Origin of the sequence: Mammaliicoccus sp. RAM2, assembly GCF_045897195.1 — a bacterium.
Lineage (GTDB): Bacteria > Bacillota > Bacilli > Staphylococcales > Staphylococcaceae > Mammaliicoccus > Mammaliicoccus sciuri.
This window is the reverse complement of the sequence record NZ_JBJNWI010000006.1, coordinates 144,761-162,366: the sequence shown is the minus strand read 5'-3', so window position 1 is coordinate 162,366 and position 17,606 is coordinate 144,761. Positions and strand designations below refer to the sequence as shown.

Sequence of the window (17,606 nt, the reverse complement as noted above, 5' to 3'; positions counted from 1 at the left end):
GTTAATTACGTTTCACGAAATTTAAAAATAAGGGTGGAACATGTATGGCTAGGAAAAAGAAAGATTTATCAAGAGGAAATTTAGATCAGAACTTATCAGAAAAATTTGTATGGGCCATTGCTTACGGCTCAAGTATAGGTTGGGGTGCATTTATACTACCAGGTGACTGGATTAGTCAGGCTGGACCATTAGGTGCTTCAATCGGTATATTTATCGGGGCATTATTGATGATTGTTATTGCCGTTAGTTACGGTGCATTAGTTGAAAAGTTCCCAGTATCAGGTGGTGCTTTTGCATTCGGATACTTAGGATTCGGTAAATATGTATCATTCTTCTCATCATGGTTTTTAACATTTGGATATATTTGTATCGTTGCTTTAAACGCCTCTGCATTTAGTTTGCTTTTTAAATTTATTATGCCGGGATTTTTAGAACAAGGTAAATTATATACAGTAGCAGGTTGGGATGTGTACATAACTGAAATTATACTATCTTCACTTATATTGTTAATATTTGCTTGGATTAGTATAAAAGGTTCTAGTTTTTCAGGAAGTCTGCAATATATATTCTGTGTGATATTAGCAGTTGTTGTCATACTTTTATTTGCAGGATCATTTTTCACGCATGATTTTTCATTCTCAAATCTTAAGCCTGTTGTCAATAATGACATGGGATGGCTTGCCTCAATCGTTGTAATTCTGGCAGTTGCACCATGGGCATATGTAGGCTTTGATAATATTCCGCAAACGGCAGAAGAATTTAACTTCTCACCAAGTAAGACGTTCAAGTTAATCGTATTTAGTTTGATTGCTTCAGCACTTACTTATGTGATGATGATACTTTTAACAAGTTGGTTATTTAAAGATGCATCATCTGTAGGTGGAGATTTATGGGTGACAGGTTCAGTCGTTCAAGAAGCATTCTCGTTTGTTGGTTTAGCAGTATTAATCGTCGCAATATTGATGGGGATATTCACAGGATTGAACGGATTCTTTATGAGTTCAAGTAGATTGTTATTCTCTATGGGTAGAGCATCTGTTATGCCAAGCGTCTTTAAAAAGTTACACCCAAAATATAATACACCGTATATTAGTATTATATTTATTTTAGTATTGGCACTCGCTGCACCATGGTTAGGTAGAACAGCATTAACTTGGATTGTAGATATGTCATCAACAGGTGTTTCAATCGCTTATTTCATAACATGTTTATCAGCATTCAAATTATTTTCATACGATAAACGAAGCATGATGTATCATCCAAAATACAAAACATTTGCGATTATCGGTGCAATTATCGCTGGTATATTCTTAGGTTTATTACTTATCCCAGGATCACCAGCAAGTTTATCATTACCTTCTTATATCGCGTTGTTCATTTGGTTAGTGCTTGGTATTGTATTCTTTATGATAAGATACCCATCACTTAAGAAAATGACGAACGATGAATTAAACTATTTAGTATTAGATAAGACAAAAGAAGAAATGATAGACTTAGAAGCCAAAACAGAAGTGAAAAAATAAATAGATAGTAAACCAGACTAGCGAGAGACGTTAGTCTGGTTTTTTGTTGGTGATATTTTGTAATAAAACATTTTTATACTAAGCTTTTTGTAAAAATATTTGATTTTTGTTTTATAGAAGGTAGCATTCTGTACTTGAGATAGGTATAATGTTCATCAGTGTTTGAAAACGATTTCTAGATAAAAATATAAGGTTTTAGGGGGAACGATGATGTTACAGTTTGATGCTGTCACAACTTTAGCTATAGCATGTGTCTTACTTTTATTAGGTGAGGGTATTGTAAATAAAGTTTCTATATTGAGACGTCTATGTATTCCTGCGCCAGTAATAGGTGGCTTGTTATTTGCTATTGTAGTTGCTATTTTACAATCATTAAATGTCATTACAATTAAATTAGATTCTGATTTTCTACAGGACTTCTTTATGTTGGCATTCTTTACAACAATAGGTTTAGGTGCGTCATTAAAATTATTGAAACTTGGTGGAAAAGTACTGATTTTATATTTTGTTTTTTGTGGAATTTTAGCATTTTGTCAAAATGTAATCGGTGTTTCATTATCTAAAGTATTAAATATTCCACCACTACTTGGCTTAACTGCTGGATCAATGTCCATGGAAGGTGGTCATGGTAATGCAGCGGCATACGGTAAGACATTAGAATCATTAGGTGTAGACTCTGCGGTAACAGCGGCACTTGCAGCAGCGACATTAGGACTTGTTGCAGGTGGATTAATAGGTGGCCCTGTGGTTCGATATTTAATTAAAAAGTTTGATTTGAAACCTGGAGATGCTAAAGATACAGGTATAGATTTTAGCGAAGTGGGATATAACGAGAACTTACATAGTAGAATGAACCCTACAACAGTATTTATTGTTCAATTTACAATTATTGCAGTATGTATGGCGATTGGTACATATATTGGAGATGGATTTACGAATTTAACTGGAATAAATATTCCGGTTTATGTTGGCGCAATGTTTGTAGCAGTTATCATAAGAAACATCTCTGATTACGGAAACTTAAACATCATTGATATGAAAATTACTAACCAAGTAAGTGATGTTTCATTAAGTTTATTCTTATCAATCGCGTTAATGAGTATTAAATTAACAGAAATTTATCAATTGGCGCTACCGTTAACAATTATTGTATTAGTACAAATTGTATTTATCGTACTATTCTCAGTATTTGTCGTGTTTAGAGGACTAGGTAAAAATTATGATGCAGCAGTTATGATAGGCGGATTTATCGGACATGGACTAGGCGCAACACCAAATGCCATGGCTAACTTAGATGTTATAACTAAAAAATTCGGTGCATCACCAAAAGCGTATTTAGTAGTCCCAGTAGTTGGCGCCTTCCTAATAGATTTACTAGGCGTACCAATTGTTACATTATTCATCAATATATTTAGTTAAATATATTGATGACAATGAGATTGAGGCTGGGATATTATATTATGTCCCAGCCTTAATTAATATTCTGGACCGATAAAAAAATTTACCGGTCCAGAAATGCGGAATATGTACCGATAAAATAAAATATCGACCCGAAAACAAGATTTCCAGGCCGATAAAAATAAATATCGACCCGAAAACAAGATTTCCAGGCAGATAAAAATAAATATCGACCCGAAAATGGTATTTACAGTCCGATAAAATAAATTATCGGACTGAAAATGAACATCAATAGCACTCAAAATATGAAGAGCCTGGAACTTCACTCAGTTCCAGGCTCTTTCTATATTATTTCAATTTAAAGAATGTATCTAATTCATCAATATTTAATATATTACCTACATAGAATGCTCCGAAGTCACCATATCTTGCTGATACTTCGTCGAAACGCATTTCATAGATTAATTTCTTGAATTGTAACATGTCATCACTGAATAATGTTACGCCCCATTCGTAATCGTCTAGTCCTACTGAACCTGTAATAAATTGTTTTACTTTACCTGCATAACTACGTCCGATTAAACCGTGTGAGCGCATTAAGCTACGTCTATGATCCATATCTAACATATACCAGTTGTCTTCGCCGTCACGTCTTTTATCCATTGGGTAGAAACATACGTATTCTGAACGTGGTACTTCTGGATATAATCTTGCTTTTACATGTGGGTTTTCGTATGGATCTTCGTTAGAGTCACCTGCAAGATAGTTTGAAAGTTCTACGATTGATACGTATGAATATGTTGGAATTAAGAAGTCACTGATATCTAACTTGTTAAATTCATTTTCTAAGGCGTTTAATTGTTTAACGTCTGGTCTTAAGAACCATAACATTAAATCTGCTTTTTGGCCTGTTATGTTATAGAAAGCATGAGAACCTTCTTTATTATTATGAACTGTTTCCAACGCTTCAAGGAAAGTCTTGAATTCGCTGATCATTGTGTTTCGGTCTTCTTCAGGTACAGTTTTTAAGCTTGCCCAATCAATTGCATAAAATAAATGTAAGCTGTACCAACCATCTAATGTTTTTGCTGCTTCGTTCATTTTACTTTCGCTCCTTTTAGAAAAGATATCTTCATTACAAGTCTATCATACTAGATAAGGTTGAAAGGACTCAACTTTTTACATTGTTGTGAAAGAAAGAATACTTAAATGTATTAATTGATATTGATTATCGATTTCAATTATTAGATAATGAAAATAGGTTTCTTTATTAAAATAATTTTACAGGAGTATAAAGTTGTATAAATTAGAAAATGTTTCAAAAAAATATAATGACAATTTTGCTTTAAAAGATTTTTCTTTAACGATAGAACCAGGATCTGTTACAGGTATTGTCGGCAAAAGTGGTTCGGGAAAGTCGACGTTACTGAGATTACTGAATTTAATAGAACAACCAACAGAAGGGCGCATTGTTTTTGACGGGAAAGATACAGAAGCGTTATCAAAGCGTGTTGTAAGGAAGTATAAAGAAAAAATAGGCATGGTATTTCAAAATTATAATTTATTGAATAACCTTAACGTTCAGCAAAATATTGCTTTGCCTTTAAAAATTATTAATCAGCAAGATAAAGCAAAAGTAGATGAATTAATAGGGTTTGTTGGGTTAAATGATAAAAAGGATTATTATCCAGCACAATTATCCGGTGGAGAGAAACAACGTGTTGCATTAGCAAGAGCGCTCGTGAGAAACCCGGATATTTTATTGTGTGATGAGGCGACAAGTAGTTTAGATGAACATAACACGGAAATCATCATTAAGATGTTGAAGAAAGTGAATAAAGCATATAATATTACGATTATTTTTGTGACGCATGAATTGAGCGTTGTTAAACAATTATGTGAAGAAGTATGTGTTATGGAGGACGGTCAATTGTTAGAGGTTATGGATAATAAAGTAGTAAGTGTAGAAAGAAATACGAATTCTTATTTAGAGAATGTTAGGCAGAGTTTAGAAGAATGATATTTTTAGAAAAGATAAATTACTACTTACCAGAATTGATTCAGTCCTTACAAGAAACGTGCATCATGTTAGGTTATTCCATGCTCATCACTTTGCTAGTTGGACTACCTCTAGGCATCGCATTATTTTTATCAAACCCGAGTATTAAAGCTTTAAATATCAATTATTATTGGTCATTTAATTTCTTAATTACATTTATACGTTCGTTCCCGTACTTACTATTTGTAATCAGTTTAATCCCGCTTACACGTATGATTTTAGGGAGTGCGTTCGGTCCATACCCATCGATTATCCCTTTAAGTATTGTAGGTATCGCGATATTTTCAAGGTTGGTTGAGCAAGTATTATTAGATATTCCTGGTGATATTAAAGTCTTGGCAGAATCTCTAGGTGCGACAACATATAAATATATTTGGAATTTCATATTAGTTGAATCACGTAGCGGCATTATATTGGCATATACAACGACGACAGTAAGCATGGTGTCTTATTCAACAGTCATGGGTATTGTTGGCGGTGGTGGAATAGGTGATTTCGCAATCAGATACGGTTACCAAAGTTATGAAAATGAAATCATGTATTTCTCAATCATCATCATCATTATTAGTGTATTTATCATACAAATGTTAGGAAACTTTATAGCTCGAAAAATAGATAAAAGAAAGTAGTGTAGAAATGAAAAAAAGTTTATTTGTTATGTTATTAATGTTAAGCATTATCATCGCAGGCTGTGGCGCGAATAAAAAAGATAACGAAGACAAAGTCATTAAAGTAGCTTCTCAAGCACCACCAATGACAGACGTCGTTAAAGAAGCAGCAAAAGAAGCTAAAAAGGACGGCTGGGAAATTAAACTTGTCCAAGTGAATGACAACGTTGCTTATAACGATATGGTAAGTAGTAAAGAAGCGGATGCAAGCTTTGCACAGCATAAACCATTTATGGAAAAATACAACTCAGAACGAAAAGCAAATTTAGTAGCGATTCAACCGATTTATGATGCAAAAGTTGGTTTTTATTCTAAAAAATATAAAGACATCAATGACATTCCAAAAGGTACAAAAGTAGCAATACCAAATGATATTTCAAATGAAGGTAGAGCATTAGCGATTCTTGAAGAACAAGGTCTTATTAAATTGAAAGACGGCGTTGGTGTAAATGGAACTACGAAAGATATCGTCGAAAATCCTAAAGATTTCAAATGGTTGAAAGTAGACTTGTTGAACTTAGCAGAAACGTACAGTGAAAAAGATGTATCACTTGTCTATAACTATCCAACTTACATTTCTAAAATTGGATTAAAACCAGCTGATGCGCTGTTCTTAGAGAAAAATATTGATTCACGATTCTCAATTCAACTTGTAGCAAGAGAAGATAATAAAGACTCAGAAAAGATTAAAGAATTACATAAAGTTATGAAAAGTGATGCAGTTAAAAAATATCTAAAAGAAAAACATGAAGATACGTTAATTCCATCATTTTAAAATAAAATAAGAGGTGTAGAAATGAAAAAATTATTAAGTTTTGTATTATGTTTAGCGTTATTGTTAGCAGCATGTGGTAATAAGAACGAAGCATCAAGTAGTAAAAGTGACAGTAAAGAACGAACATTTACGACTGAAAGCGGAGATAAAGTAAAAATCCCTAAAAATCCAAAGCGTATTCTATTACTGACAGCTAACTATGGTAACTTGAAAAAATTAGGTGTAGAACCAGTAGCGATCACAAGTGTATTCCCAGATTCTAAATATTTAGATATGAAAGACGTTAAGAAAATAGATCCAGAAGATGTTGAAGCGGCAGCAAAGCTTAAACCAGATTTAATCGTAACGTATAAAGAAAATAAAAATAATAATAAACTTTCAAAAATAGCACCAACCGTATCATTAAAAGTACAAGACACAGATTATAAACAAACGCATATCGAATACGGTAAATTAGTGAACAAAGAAGAAAAAGCTAAAAAACAAGCAGACGAACTATCAGATAAACTTTTAAAAGACGGTAAAGAAATTAAAAAGCATATCGGAGCAGATAAAACAGCTTCAATTATGGACGTACAAGCAAAAGATATTTATCAGTTCGGCGCAAGATTCGGTAGAGGTAGTGACGCACTATTCGATGGCTTCAAATTAAAAGAAGATCCAGAAGCTAAAAAAGCAATGCCAAAAGAAAAATTCATGAAAGTACCTCAAGAAAAATTTAACGATTATTCAGGAGACTACTTATTTATACCAACAAAAGACGGAAAAAAACCAAATAATGAATTTACAAATTCAACAATATGGAAAAATAACAAAGCAGTGAAAAACAATAACGTCATTTACTATACAAGTAATGAAGCAATCTACGGAGATTTAATCTCAGTAGAGAAACAAGCAGAAACATTTAAAAAAGAACTATTAAAAAAATAAAGTAATATACAAAAAAGAAGCTCAACTCGAGCTTCTTTTTTGTTATTTTATTATTCTATCTCTCTTCATATTACATTCATACAATACTCATACTATCTTTACATAGGGTTAAAATATGATTGATATACTTCTTAATAGATTGCTTTTTAAATCACTATAGGGTTAATTAGGAGGAAGTGTACATGTATAATCAGTCAATAGCAAAGAGATTCATTAGTGGTACGGCTTGTATGATGTTATTATTAGGGATTTCTACAACTGGTACGGTTGAGGCGAGTGGTGCTGGTGGTTCGGGATCTGATTCGTCTGTTGTGAATCAACAATCTCATTCGGATATTAAAGTGATGTCACAGAAACCGGAAGTAGCGCCTGTACCTAAGAAAAATCAGCCGAATCGTATTATTACGAATTTTAATGGTGATACGAAAACAGAAATGGCTTTTAATTGGTATACGACAGATCAATTTAATGATGCTAAAGTTTGGGTGTCAGAGTCGGGTCAATTTGATGATGCACAAGCGTTTGATGCAACTTCTAAGCAAGTGGATTCTAAATATGTTGAACGAGATAAGAACGGCAATTTCATCTTTGCGGATGTAGAAAAAGATGATGAAGGTGAACCTGTAAAAGATGCTCAAGGTAAAGAGAAAATAAATGGATATTATACAGATGAACATGCACAAGGTGCTGAATGGACGCGCGGTGATAAACATGGGAAGTCTGAACTAATGACAGTTCCTGAATATAATTATAAAGCGAAAGCAACGGGATTAAAGCCGAATACTACATATTATTATCGCGTAGGTAGTGCAAGTGGTCCTCAAAGTGAAGTTGGACAATTTAAGACTTCTGGCAACAACGGAGATCCTTTCCAATTTGTACAGTATACAGATACACAAAATGCTTATTGGAATGAACACGTAAGAAACGAAGCACAATTTGGAGCAGATACGTTAAGCAATGCTATTCAAACAGCAGGTAATCCAAACTTCGCATTACACACAGGAGACTTTGTAGAAACTGCAGAAATTGAAGATGAGTGGTTAGATTTATATGATCAATCACGTCCATCATTTATGTCACTACCTGTAGCTTCTGCACCTGGTAACCATGACGAATATGCGTTAAGTGAAGATGATGAAAAATTACTGACAAAGTATAACGAACATGTCAATGTACCTAAAGAAAACAATGCGGTCAATGGTGGATCTTATTATTCGTTTGATTATAATGGTGCACATATGGTTGTCGCTAATACGAATGATAATAAGAAATCTAAAGATAATCCTGAAGAAAAAGCAATTGGCAAAGAGCAAATGGAATGGATTAAACAAGATATTAAAGATGCCAGAAAGAATGGCTCTAAATGGGTTATCTTAAACCTGCATAAACCAATGTATTCTAAATCGTATCATGCATTATCAGATGAAGATGTTGCTAAAATACGTGACGAACTGACTCAACAAATTGATGATTTAGATGTGGATTTAGTATTACAAGGTCATGACCATGTGCTTTCTCGTACGAAACCATTAGAACATACATCGACTAAAAATAGCTTTGTAAATGCTAAGAAAGAAGATGCCAAACAAATTAGAGGTCAAGATAACATCACATATTATGACAACCCAGAAGGTTCAGTCTATGTACTGCCTAATACAGGTGGTACAAAAGCGTATGACAGTATATACGACCGTCCTTTAGAACATATTAAGAAAGTTAGACCAGAGCTAGAAGATTTAACTCAAGAAGAATTAGATCATTATAATAGTTTATTTGCGATAGGTGAGCAACCTCATAAGACAGATGCTTTTAACGATAGTCATGAAAATAATCGTGATTCATCTGATCAGAACTTCTCAGTTTATGATGTATCTGAAGGTAAATTAGTCGTTAAAATTTATCAATTACATGGCGATATTAGTAAAGGTGAACAAAGAACAGTTAAATTAGTCGATGAATTCGGTATTAAAAAAGACTAATCATAGATTTTAAAGTTAAATAAATATCCATAAGGCGTCTCCTTCAGATATGATGATATGGAGGCGCCTATTTGTTAATAGAAGGAGCGGTTACTTTGCGACGTGTATTCAATTATTTAAGTGTGGCAGTAGTGATGACCTTAATATTAAGCGGTTGTCAAAATAGTTCACAAGAAGAGACAAAGCAACATAGTGAAACGAAACATGCTGAAACTAAGCATATTCAACTTTCAGAGCAAGACAAAGATGAATTGAAACAAAAGTTACTAAAAATTGCTGACGAATATGGCCAAGATCAACATAAAGCAGTAACTAATCGTTATTTTAGTCGAAATGAACAAATGGAAGGTGATGGCTATGCGATTAGTGACGATGGTGAAATACAAATAACAGATCATGATAAACCAGGGAGGAAACATTTTAATATCCATAACGTTGTTGGATTAACGATGTATCAAGGCAAGCATAATCAAGGTGGTTATGATGAATGTGCACAAGATTTAAATAATATTCAAGGATACAGTAGTGTCGCTAAAATGGATAAACCGATTACGAAATATTTGTTTGCAGATAACGGTAAAGTATACGAATATCAATTCAAGCCAAATAGTGAACCATCCCTATCAACAGGATTTGCAACTAAAGATTACAACGGCAAAGATCCAAATTTAAAACCAAACGAAAAATTTACAGTTTCAAAGGATAAAATTTTAAATAAAAAATGGAAAATGTTGCTTTCAGAATATAAATGATAATATTTTAAAAATATCCAATATAAATTCACAGTTTAGATACGTGAAAATTTATGAGAAAATGTTATAATTGTGAATGGAAAAATAATAGCAATCATATATAGGAGGCAATTATGTCTAATTTACTTAATGTTCTAAGCGACAAACTATCAGGTAAAAATGTACGTATCGTATTACCAGAAGGTGAAGATGCGCGCGTATTAACAGCAGCAGTTAAATTACAAGCTACAGATTTGGTTGCACCAATCGTACTTGGTAATGAAGAAAAAATTAAAGAAACTGCAGCTGGTGTAGACTTATCAATCGATGGTCTTACAATCATCAACCCAGAAACAAGTGAACTAAAAGCAGATTTAGTAGAAAAATTTGTTGAACGTCGTAAAGGTAAAGCAACTCAAGAACAAGCTGAAGAATTGTTAAATAACGTTAACTACTTCGGTACGATGTTAGTTTACACAAATCAAGCTGACGGATTAGTAAGTGGTGCAGCACATTCAACTGCAGATACTGTACGTCCAGCATTACAAATTATCAAAACAAAACCAGGCGTTACAAAAACATCTGGCGTATTCTTCATGACTAAAGGTGAAGAACAATATGTATTCGGTGATTGTGCAATTAACCCAGAACTTAATGCACAAGACCTAGCTGAGATTGCAATCGAAAGTGCTAAGACTGCTCAAGCATTTGGTATGTCTCCAAGAGTAGCAATGTTAAGCTTCTCAACTAAAGGTTCAGCTAAATCACCTGATACTGAAAAAGTATCTGAAGCAGTTTCTATTGCTCAAGAGAACTTAAAAGAAACAGATTTAAAAGATGTTGTATTAGATGGTGAATTCCAATTTGATGCAGCAATCGTACCAGAAGTTGCTGCTAAGAAAGCACCAAATTCTGAAATTCAAGGTGATGCAAATGTATTTATCTTCCCTAGCTTAGAAGCGGGTAATATTGGATACAAAATTGCACAACGTTTAGGTGGATTTGATGCAGTTGGTCCTGTATTACAAGGCTTAAACGCACCTGTTAACGATTTATCTCGTGGCTGTTCAGCTGAAGACGTATATAGTCTTTCAATCATTACAGCTGCTCAAACATTATAATCATGGCTAATTTGCAAGATTATTTTACACAAGAATGGCGATACATTGACCACACTTCAGGACTGCAGCCAATGCAGTCCTTTAGTTTCGATGATACATTTTGTGATCAAGTAGGAAATGATAAAAGTCCAAGTGTTGTTAGGACATGGATACACAATCACGTCGTGATATTAGGCATACATGATTCTAGATTACCTTATTTAAAAGATGGTATTGCCTATTTAAATGATATTAGAGGTTATAGTGCAATCGTTAGAAATTCTGGCGGATTAGGTGTTGTGCTAGATAAAGGTGTGCTTAATATATCTTTAATTTTTAAAGGTAAGCATGATGTATCCATTGATACAGGATATGAAGTGATGTTACGTCTTATTCGTGAAATGTTTAAAGAAGATACTAATGAAATCGAGAATAAAGAAATTACCGCATCATACTGCCCTGGTAGTTATGATTTAAGTATTTATAATCAAAAGTTTGCTGGTATATCACAACGAAGAGTAAGAGGCGGTATAGCAGTTCAAATCTATTTATGTGTGGAAGGATCAGGCGCTGAACGTGCCGAAATGATGAAAGCATTCTATGAACATGCACTGAAAAACGAAAAGACAAAATTCATTTATCCGACTATCATACCTGAAAGCATGGCTTCATTGAACGAATTATTAGGCACTGAATATACAACTAACGACATATTATTTAAACTGTTAGGAAGTTTGAAAAATTTAGGTGCAACTTTGAATATGGATCCTGTCACAACAGAAGAATGGACATTGTACGATAAATATTTCGAACGAATGATTGAACGCAATGATAAAATGATTCGAAATATGGAAAAACGATAAAATGACATTCTCAAACAACTGTTAAGGTGGTATAATAATTTATTGCAAAATTAACAATTAAGAAAGGTGGGGGAACAAATGCGAAATAAATTTCAAGTCTGCGATGATTGTCAAGCCGTTAACTTGCCATCACTTTTGAAAAAAATTAAAAAATTAGACCCAGAAGCTGAAATAGAAGTAGCATGCCAATCATATTGTGGACCAGGTAGAAGAAAGACATTCGCATTCGTAAATAACCGCCCATGTGCCGCTTTAACAGAAGACGAATTAATGGAAAAAATCCAAAAACAACTTCAAAAGAAACGCGATCCAGAAGAAGAAGAAAGATTGCGACTTAGAAATGAAGAACGAAAACGTCGACAAAAAGAATTAGACGAGAAGTTAAATAAGAAGTTGAAAAAGACACAGTCATAATATAGATATTAGCTATAATCCCCTCACTACAACATGAAGTGGGGGCTTTTTTATACCATATTATATATTTGCTAACTTTTTTAATTCATCCACATCTAAAATTAAAGAAATTGTATTAATGGGTGGCGCATACGGTAACGGTAATTTAACGCCATCAGCAGAATTTAATATTTTTGCTGATCCAGAAGCGGCATATATTGTTTTTAAATCAGGTATACCAATCGTTATGATGGGTCTAGATGTAACAAACAAGACACTATGTACACCTGAAATTATAAAACGTATGGAATCAACAAATAATAAAGCTGGCCAATTGTTTAGTGATTTAATGAGTTTTACTTTAAAAACACAATACCAAGAATTTGGATTAGAAGCAGGTCCATTACACGATGCAACAACAATAGGCTATCTCGTAAATAAAGACTTATTTGAAGTTCAAGATATGTACGTAGAAATCGACATTAATCGCGGACCAAGTTATGGACGAACAGTATGTGACGAATCGGACGTACTCAAAAAAGAACATAACGTTAAAGTAGCCAAAAACGTCAAAGTCGACGAATTCTTCGATCTTGTATATGAATGTATACGTATGTATTAAAGTATAAGAACATTGATTTGAAGATGGTTTATTAAGGAATTAAAAAATTCTAGACGTCTTCATTCTTGTTTCTTAAATGCAATCATAATAATACTTGAAATTAAAGGGACTATGAGGATTCTTGATATCTCTAATTCTCGTTGAAGTATACTTTCGACTACGATAAATACTATCATTACTGAAAAATAATAAATTAAAAGAGTGTATAAGAGTTTCGTGATGCATCTCCTTTGAAATAGTTCAGTATTTAAAAGTTAGTTTAATAATAAAAAATCACTACAATTTGTTTTTTAACAATGCTTGTAGTGATTTTTTTATTACATTATATATATTTACACAAAATCAAGCTACATAACATTACAGAGCTTATGCATTAATTTTACTTACTTCTAATCATATTTATTTTCTCTCGTGCAGTTTTTGATTTTTCTATAGATAAAGAAGTTAACTTGATATATGACAACACTTAATATGAGTATCACAACAATAAAAAGAATCGTTCCTAAAAAGCCTGAGTAATTAAAAATAGGGAATTTTTTGAGTAGTAAACAAGCTATCAATAAATAATACAGTTTAAAATTATAAATATCTTATTTTGTTCGAAACATTTTTATTTCATGTGAAAAACCCCATTTTCATTTCAAGTTATATATAATTTTACCGTGTTTAAAGTGTGAAATAAATAGAACTTAAAAGAATTTAATATAAAAAGGCTATGTTCGTAAAAACACAGCCTTCAAATTATAAATTCATAAAATATCTGTTGGAGTGAGGAACTTTGCTTGAAGTCTCCGTGCGCCAGGCCCCATTTTAACCCTATAACGCACGATATCTGAGAGTCTTCGTGCGCTATGGCCTATTTTAAGGGTCTAACGCACGATATTTGAGAGTCTTCGTGCGCCAGGCCCCATTTTAACCCTATAACGCACGATATCTGGAATTCTTCGTGCACAAAGCCCCGTCAATCGACTCCTAAAACATCAGCTCACTCAAAATATTCCATTTAAGTTTAGATTCATAACTTTATTCCAATTTTCAAATGTGAGTTCTTCTTCTGTTACGTTGTATGTCATCCCAACTTTATTGACTAACATATCAATTTTGCCAAATTGTTCTATGACGTTATTGAGCATTTGATTTACCGATGTTGGATCGGTTATGTCTACTTTTAATGCAACTGTTTCAAAGTCTTCACTCTGTTTAATTTCTGAGAGTGTTTCTTTAATTGATGAGGCGTTATGATCTGCAATGATAATCTGAACGCCTGCTTGTGCTAATGCCATTGATTGACCTATTCCTATTTTGCCACCGCTAATGATTGCAACTTTATCTTGTAATTTGAAGTGCTCTAATATATTTGTGATAGCATATCACCTTTTTATTCATGATTGGACTGCATTATTGCTATCGTCGAGTTTATAAATTGTTTGAACATGGCTAAATTATGAAGAAATATTAAAGATAAATGAGTTTAAATCGCCGCTATATTTAGAAGCAGAATATTCTATTGGTACATGATCCTCTATATAACCCACACTATGGAAGTAGAAGAGTAAAGCATCTATCTCTACAGATAATAAATCACTTAGTGACATTATAAATTATTATGTAATTACATATTAAAGAGTTTGGTGGTTTACTCTTTTAATAGTGAGGGGATTATTATTTGATAAAAATGATTGTTAGTTTTTCATTTTTTATATTTTGACGTTCTGTATTTTAAATTTGTGTTAACATACTTAACAAATATTACATTTCTGTAGGGTCTTCGGGTATAATTAAGTATTCTGAATATTATAGTTTTTAATATATAAATGATATAATTATTTATAATGTGAGATATAAAGTTATTTAAAATGTGTACATTAGAACATTATTAAACGGGGATTTACAAACTTAGATTAATAGACATCATGAATTGACGATTGATGTGTAAGGTAGATAGAGGAGAGATATTTATGGCAAATGTAAGAAAAGCAACAATTGAAGATTATTCAGGTATTAAAAATGTAGCGTCTAAGGCTTGGTATGATACGTATACCAATATTTATACTGCGAGCACTGTGACGGCATTTTTAAATGCGTCTTATTCTAAAGAGATGCTTCAAAAGCGCATTAATGATTCTGATTTCTTTGTTGCAGAAGATGAAGATAAGATTGTAGGTTTTGCTAATTTTATCAAAGGTACTGAATTGTATTTATCTTCTCATTATGTTCTACCTAAAGCGCAACGTGAAGGGTATGGTAAAGCTTTATTACAGGCAGGTTTAGATCAATACAAAGATTCATATCATGAAGTTTATTTAGAAGTGGATGGTAAGAATGATATCGGTATAGCCTTTTATAAAAAGGAAGGTTTTGAAGTGATACGTGAATATGAAGAATTACTTTTTGGTGACACAATGCGCACGACGTTAATGAAAAAAACTTTTTAGGAGGTTGATTGTAATGGAACAATCACTAAATAAATGGATTTCGCAATTTTATGAAGCTTATGAGAATCAATCAATTATTCCAAATGGTGTTTTACCATCGAATATAACTGAACATGCCGCATATGATATTCAAGAAGGTGTGTTGCAGCGTAAGGAAGAAACTGAAATTCATAAAGGTTATAAAATTAGTTTAACGAGTCAAGAAACGAGAGATATCTTTTCTTCAACAACGCCATTATATGGTGCGATGGGAGAAACAACTATTTTGGATAAACATATTTATTTAAATGACTTAAATGAACCTTTAGCAGAGTTAGAATTAGTCTTTATTGTACAAGAAGAATTAACAGAAGAAGATAGCCTTGAGGATATCATGAATAAATGCTTGATTGCACCAGGGGTAGAGATTCCAGATTCACGTTTTAGTAATTGGTTCCCTAATTTATCTGTAACGGAAATTATTGCTGATAGCGCAGTAAGTGGTGGCGTTGTATACGGTGAACCTAAGAAATTAAGTTATGAAGATATAGATAACATTAAAGGGACATTATATTTAGATGGTAAAGAATTAGCTTCTGGATTTAGTACAGAAGTTGAGGGACATCCTGCTAAAGCTGTTAAGTGGTTGATTAATGAAATTAAAGAATATAATCGTTCATTAACACCTGGCATGTTTATTTCAAGCGGAACATTTATTTTGCCAAAACCTTTAACACAAGGAGAGTATAAAGCCGTATATGAAAATGTCGGCGAAATAGAGTTTATTGTAGAATAATTAGATGAAATGGAGGGAACAAAGTGACACAGGAAGCTTATGGAACAAAAAAATTACCTGAAGAGAAAGTTTTTAAAGACCCTGTTCATCGTTATATACATGTAAGAGACCAATTAATTTGGGATCTTATCAAAACGAAAGAATTTCAACGCTTAAGAAGAATTAAACAACTTGGAACACTCTATTTATCTTTCCATACAGCTGAGCATAGTCGCTTTGGACATTCTCTAGGTGTATATGAAATTGTACGACGTATGATAGATGAAGTATTTGAAGGGCGTGCACATTGGGATAATAAGGATAGACCACTCGCATTATGTGCAGCACTTTTACATGATTTAGGGCACGGTCCGTTTTCACATTGTTTTGAAAAAATCTTTCTAACGGATCATGAAAAATTCACACAGCTGATCATTAAAGGTGATACAGAAGTTAATGAAGTGTTGAGTAGAGTGTCGCCTGATTTTCCAGCTGAAGTAGCAGAAGTGATTAATAAGACACATGAAAATAAATTAGTCATATCGATGATTTCATCTCAAATAGATGCAGATCGCATGGATTATTTACAGCGTGATGCTTATTTTACAGGTGTTAGTTATGGTCAATTTGATATGGAACGCGTACTTAGATTGATGCGTCCGTCTAAAGATGAAGTGTTAATTAAAGAAAGTGGTATGCATGCAGTAGAAAACTTCTTAATGAGTCGTTATCAAATGTATTGGCAAATTTATTTTCACCCGGTAAGTCGAGGTGGAGAAGTATTGCTTAATCGCTGCTTTAAGCGTGCGAAAGTACTTTATGATCAAGGATATTCATTTAAAGAGCAACCAAAATATTTAATTCCATTTTTTGAAGAAGATGTTTCAATCGCTGATTATATTCGTCTAGATGAAGCGGTCGTGATGTATTATTTAGAAGAGTGGACTGAAGAAGATGACCCGATCTTGAGTGATTTGAGTAAAAGATTTGTTAATCGTGATTTGTTTAAATACTTACCATTTGATGGATCTATTATTACCATTGGTGAACTGACAGATCTATTTGAAAAAGGTGGCATTGATCCAGAATATTATTTCGTTTGTGACTCGTTCTCAGACTTACCATATGATTATGACCGACCAGGATCAAATAGACAGCCGATTCATCTATTACAGAAGACAGGTCGTATTAAAGAAATTAGTAGCCAATCAGTCATCATCCATAGTATTACAGGGATTAAACGTTTAGACTATAAACTGTATTATCCTAAAGAATTAATTATAGAAATGGAAGATGAAACGATTAAAGGCGATATTATCAATATATTAAATGAACTTGTGTAGATTACAAACTTGAATGTCAGTCTGATACTC

Annotated in this window: 17 protein-coding genes; 15 read left to right on the top strand and 2 right to left on the bottom strand. The window is 33.0% G+C overall.

The window, feature by feature from the left end; all coding sequences use genetic code 11:
* Positions 1-44 precede the first annotated feature (44 nt).
* Positions 45-1,523, top strand: a complete 1,479-nt coding sequence (locus ACJTHF_RS10525; protein ID WP_049319463.1) for an APC family permease — start codon at positions 45-47, stop codon at positions 1,521-1,523.
* 210 nt (positions 1,524-1,733) lie between these two features.
* Positions 1,734-2,942, top strand: a complete 1,209-nt coding sequence (gltS, locus tag ACJTHF_RS10520) for a sodium/glutamate symporter (protein ID WP_025904895.1) — start codon at positions 1,734-1,736, stop codon at positions 2,940-2,942.
* Between the two features lie 327 nt (positions 2,943-3,269).
* Here the strand turns inward: gltS and hemQ are convergent, their stop codons facing one another.
* The gene (gene hemQ / locus ACJTHF_RS10515; protein WP_037589946.1) at positions 3,270-4,022 is read right to left on the bottom strand and encodes a hydrogen peroxide-dependent heme synthase; all 753 of its coding nucleotides are present in this window, start codon (positions 4,020-4,022) and stop codon (positions 3,270-3,272) included.
* A 196-nt stretch (positions 4,023-4,218) separates the two neighbouring features.
* Between hemQ and ACJTHF_RS10510 the strand changes: the two genes are divergently transcribed.
* The 10 genes from ACJTHF_RS10510 (at position 4,219) to ACJTHF_RS10465 (ending at position 13,044) form a co-directional block, all read left to right on the top strand.
* Positions 4,219-4,941 (top strand): ATP-binding cassette domain-containing protein, encoded by a 723-nt coding sequence (locus ACJTHF_RS10510; RefSeq protein ID WP_048541415.1) that lies wholly within the window; start codon positions 4,219-4,221, stop codon positions 4,939-4,941.
* Positions 4,938-5,609, top strand: a complete 672-nt coding sequence (locus ACJTHF_RS10505) for a methionine ABC transporter permease (protein ID WP_058590863.1) — start codon at positions 4,938-4,940, stop codon at positions 5,607-5,609. The genes ACJTHF_RS10510 and ACJTHF_RS10505 overlap by 4 nt, the downstream gene beginning before the upstream one ends.
* A gap of 7 nt (positions 5,610-5,616) precedes the next feature.
* On the top strand, positions 5,617-6,423 hold the full coding sequence (locus ACJTHF_RS10500; RefSeq protein WP_025904899.1) for a MetQ/NlpA family ABC transporter substrate-binding protein: 807 nt from the start codon (positions 5,617-5,619) through the stop codon (positions 6,421-6,423).
* Between the two features lie 21 nt (positions 6,424-6,444).
* Positions 6,445-7,353: an ABC transporter substrate-binding protein gene (locus ACJTHF_RS10495; RefSeq protein WP_058590862.1), complete on the top strand. Its 909-nt coding sequence runs from the start codon at positions 6,445-6,447 to the stop codon at positions 7,351-7,353.
* Positions 7,354-7,535: 182 nt separating this feature from the next.
* Entirely contained in the window at positions 7,536-9,335 is a 1,800-nt protein-coding gene (locus ACJTHF_RS10490; protein ID WP_058590861.1) for a purple acid phosphatase family protein, read from the top strand.
* Positions 9,336-9,406: 71 nt separating this feature from the next.
* A complete protein-coding gene (locus ACJTHF_RS10485) occupies positions 9,407-10,087 on the top strand; it encodes a hypothetical protein (RefSeq protein WP_232157355.1) in 681 nt (226 codons plus the stop codon).
* A gap of 113 nt (positions 10,088-10,200) precedes the next feature.
* A complete protein-coding gene (gene pta / locus ACJTHF_RS10480) occupies positions 10,201-11,187 on the top strand; it encodes a phosphate acetyltransferase (protein WP_232157353.1) in 987 nt (328 codons plus the stop codon).
* A 2-nt stretch (positions 11,188-11,189) separates the two neighbouring features.
* Positions 11,190-12,029: a biotin/lipoate A/B protein ligase family protein gene (locus ACJTHF_RS10475; RefSeq protein ID WP_232157351.1), complete on the top strand. Its 840-nt coding sequence runs from the start codon at positions 11,190-11,192 to the stop codon at positions 12,027-12,029.
* Positions 12,030-12,107: 78 nt separating this feature from the next.
* The gene (locus tag ACJTHF_RS10470; protein WP_025904905.1) at positions 12,108-12,443 is read left to right on the top strand and encodes a DUF1450 domain-containing protein; all 336 of its coding nucleotides are present in this window, start codon (positions 12,108-12,110) and stop codon (positions 12,441-12,443) included.
* A 52-nt stretch (positions 12,444-12,495) separates the two neighbouring features.
* Positions 12,496-13,044, top strand: a complete 549-nt coding sequence (locus tag ACJTHF_RS10465; RefSeq protein ID WP_325878633.1) for a nucleoside hydrolase — start codon at positions 12,496-12,498, stop codon at positions 13,042-13,044.
* A gap of 989 nt (positions 13,045-14,033) precedes the next feature.
* Here the strand turns inward: ACJTHF_RS10465 and ACJTHF_RS10460 are convergent.
* Positions 14,034-14,327: an SDR family NAD(P)-dependent oxidoreductase gene (locus tag ACJTHF_RS10460; RefSeq protein ID WP_232157349.1), complete on the bottom strand. Its 294-nt coding sequence runs from the start codon at positions 14,325-14,327 to the stop codon at positions 14,034-14,036.
* A gap of 675 nt (positions 14,328-15,002) precedes the next feature.
* On the opposite strand from ACJTHF_RS10460, the gene ACJTHF_RS10455 reads away from it, so the two are divergent.
* The 3 genes from ACJTHF_RS10455 to ACJTHF_RS10445 are packed head-to-tail and all read left to right on the top strand — an operon-like array spanning position 15,003 to position 17,576.
* Positions 15,003-15,479: a GNAT family N-acetyltransferase gene (locus ACJTHF_RS10455; RefSeq protein ID WP_084755369.1), complete on the top strand. Its 477-nt coding sequence runs from the start codon at positions 15,003-15,005 to the stop codon at positions 15,477-15,479.
* A gap of 13 nt (positions 15,480-15,492) precedes the next feature.
* Positions 15,493-16,254 carry a 2-keto-4-pentenoate hydratase gene (locus tag ACJTHF_RS10450; protein ID WP_025904912.1) on the top strand — a complete coding sequence of 254 codons (762 nt, stop codon included), beginning with the start codon at positions 15,493-15,495 and terminating at the stop codon, positions 16,252-16,254.
* A gap of 23 nt (positions 16,255-16,277) precedes the next feature.
* Positions 16,278-17,576: an HD domain-containing protein gene (locus tag ACJTHF_RS10445; protein WP_048541443.1), complete on the top strand. Its 1,299-nt coding sequence runs from the start codon at positions 16,278-16,280 to the stop codon at positions 17,574-17,576.
* Positions 17,577-17,606 lie beyond the last annotated feature (30 nt).

Coding starts and splice junctions, on each gene's coding strand:
- ACJTHF_RS10500 (WP_025904899.1), top strand. CDS start 5,617: ATGAAAAAAAGTTTATTTGTTATGTTATTAATGTTAAGCATTATCATC.
- gltS (WP_025904895.1), top strand. CDS start 1,734: ATGTTACAGTTTGATGCTGTCACAACTTTAGCTATAGCATGTGTCTTA.
- ACJTHF_RS10475 (WP_232157351.1), top strand. CDS start 11,190: ATGGCTAATTTGCAAGATTATTTTACACAAGAATGGCGATACATTGAC.
- ACJTHF_RS10505 (WP_058590863.1), top strand. CDS start 4,938: ATGATATTTTTAGAAAAGATAAATTACTACTTACCAGAATTGATTCAG.
- ACJTHF_RS10495 (WP_058590862.1), top strand. CDS start 6,445: ATGAAAAAATTATTAAGTTTTGTATTATGTTTAGCGTTATTGTTAGCA.
- pta (WP_232157353.1), top strand. CDS start 10,201: ATGTCTAATTTACTTAATGTTCTAAGCGACAAACTATCAGGTAAAAAT.
- ACJTHF_RS10525 (WP_049319463.1), top strand. CDS start 45: ATGGCTAGGAAAAAGAAAGATTTATCAAGAGGAAATTTAGATCAGAAC.
- ACJTHF_RS10450 (WP_025904912.1), top strand. CDS start 15,493: ATGGAACAATCACTAAATAAATGGATTTCGCAATTTTATGAAGCTTAT.
- ACJTHF_RS10455 (WP_084755369.1), top strand. CDS start 15,003: ATGGCAAATGTAAGAAAAGCAACAATTGAAGATTATTCAGGTATTAAA.
- hemQ (WP_037589946.1), bottom strand. CDS start 4,022: ATGAACGAAGCAGCAAAAACATTAGATGGTTGGTACAGCTTACATTTA.
- ACJTHF_RS10460 (WP_232157349.1), bottom strand. CDS start 14,327: ATGGCATTAGCACAAGCAGGCGTTCAGATTATCATTGCAGATCATAAC.
- ACJTHF_RS10490 (WP_058590861.1), top strand. CDS start 7,536: ATGTATAATCAGTCAATAGCAAAGAGATTCATTAGTGGTACGGCTTGT.
- ACJTHF_RS10470 (WP_025904905.1), top strand. CDS start 12,108: ATGCGAAATAAATTTCAAGTCTGCGATGATTGTCAAGCCGTTAACTTG.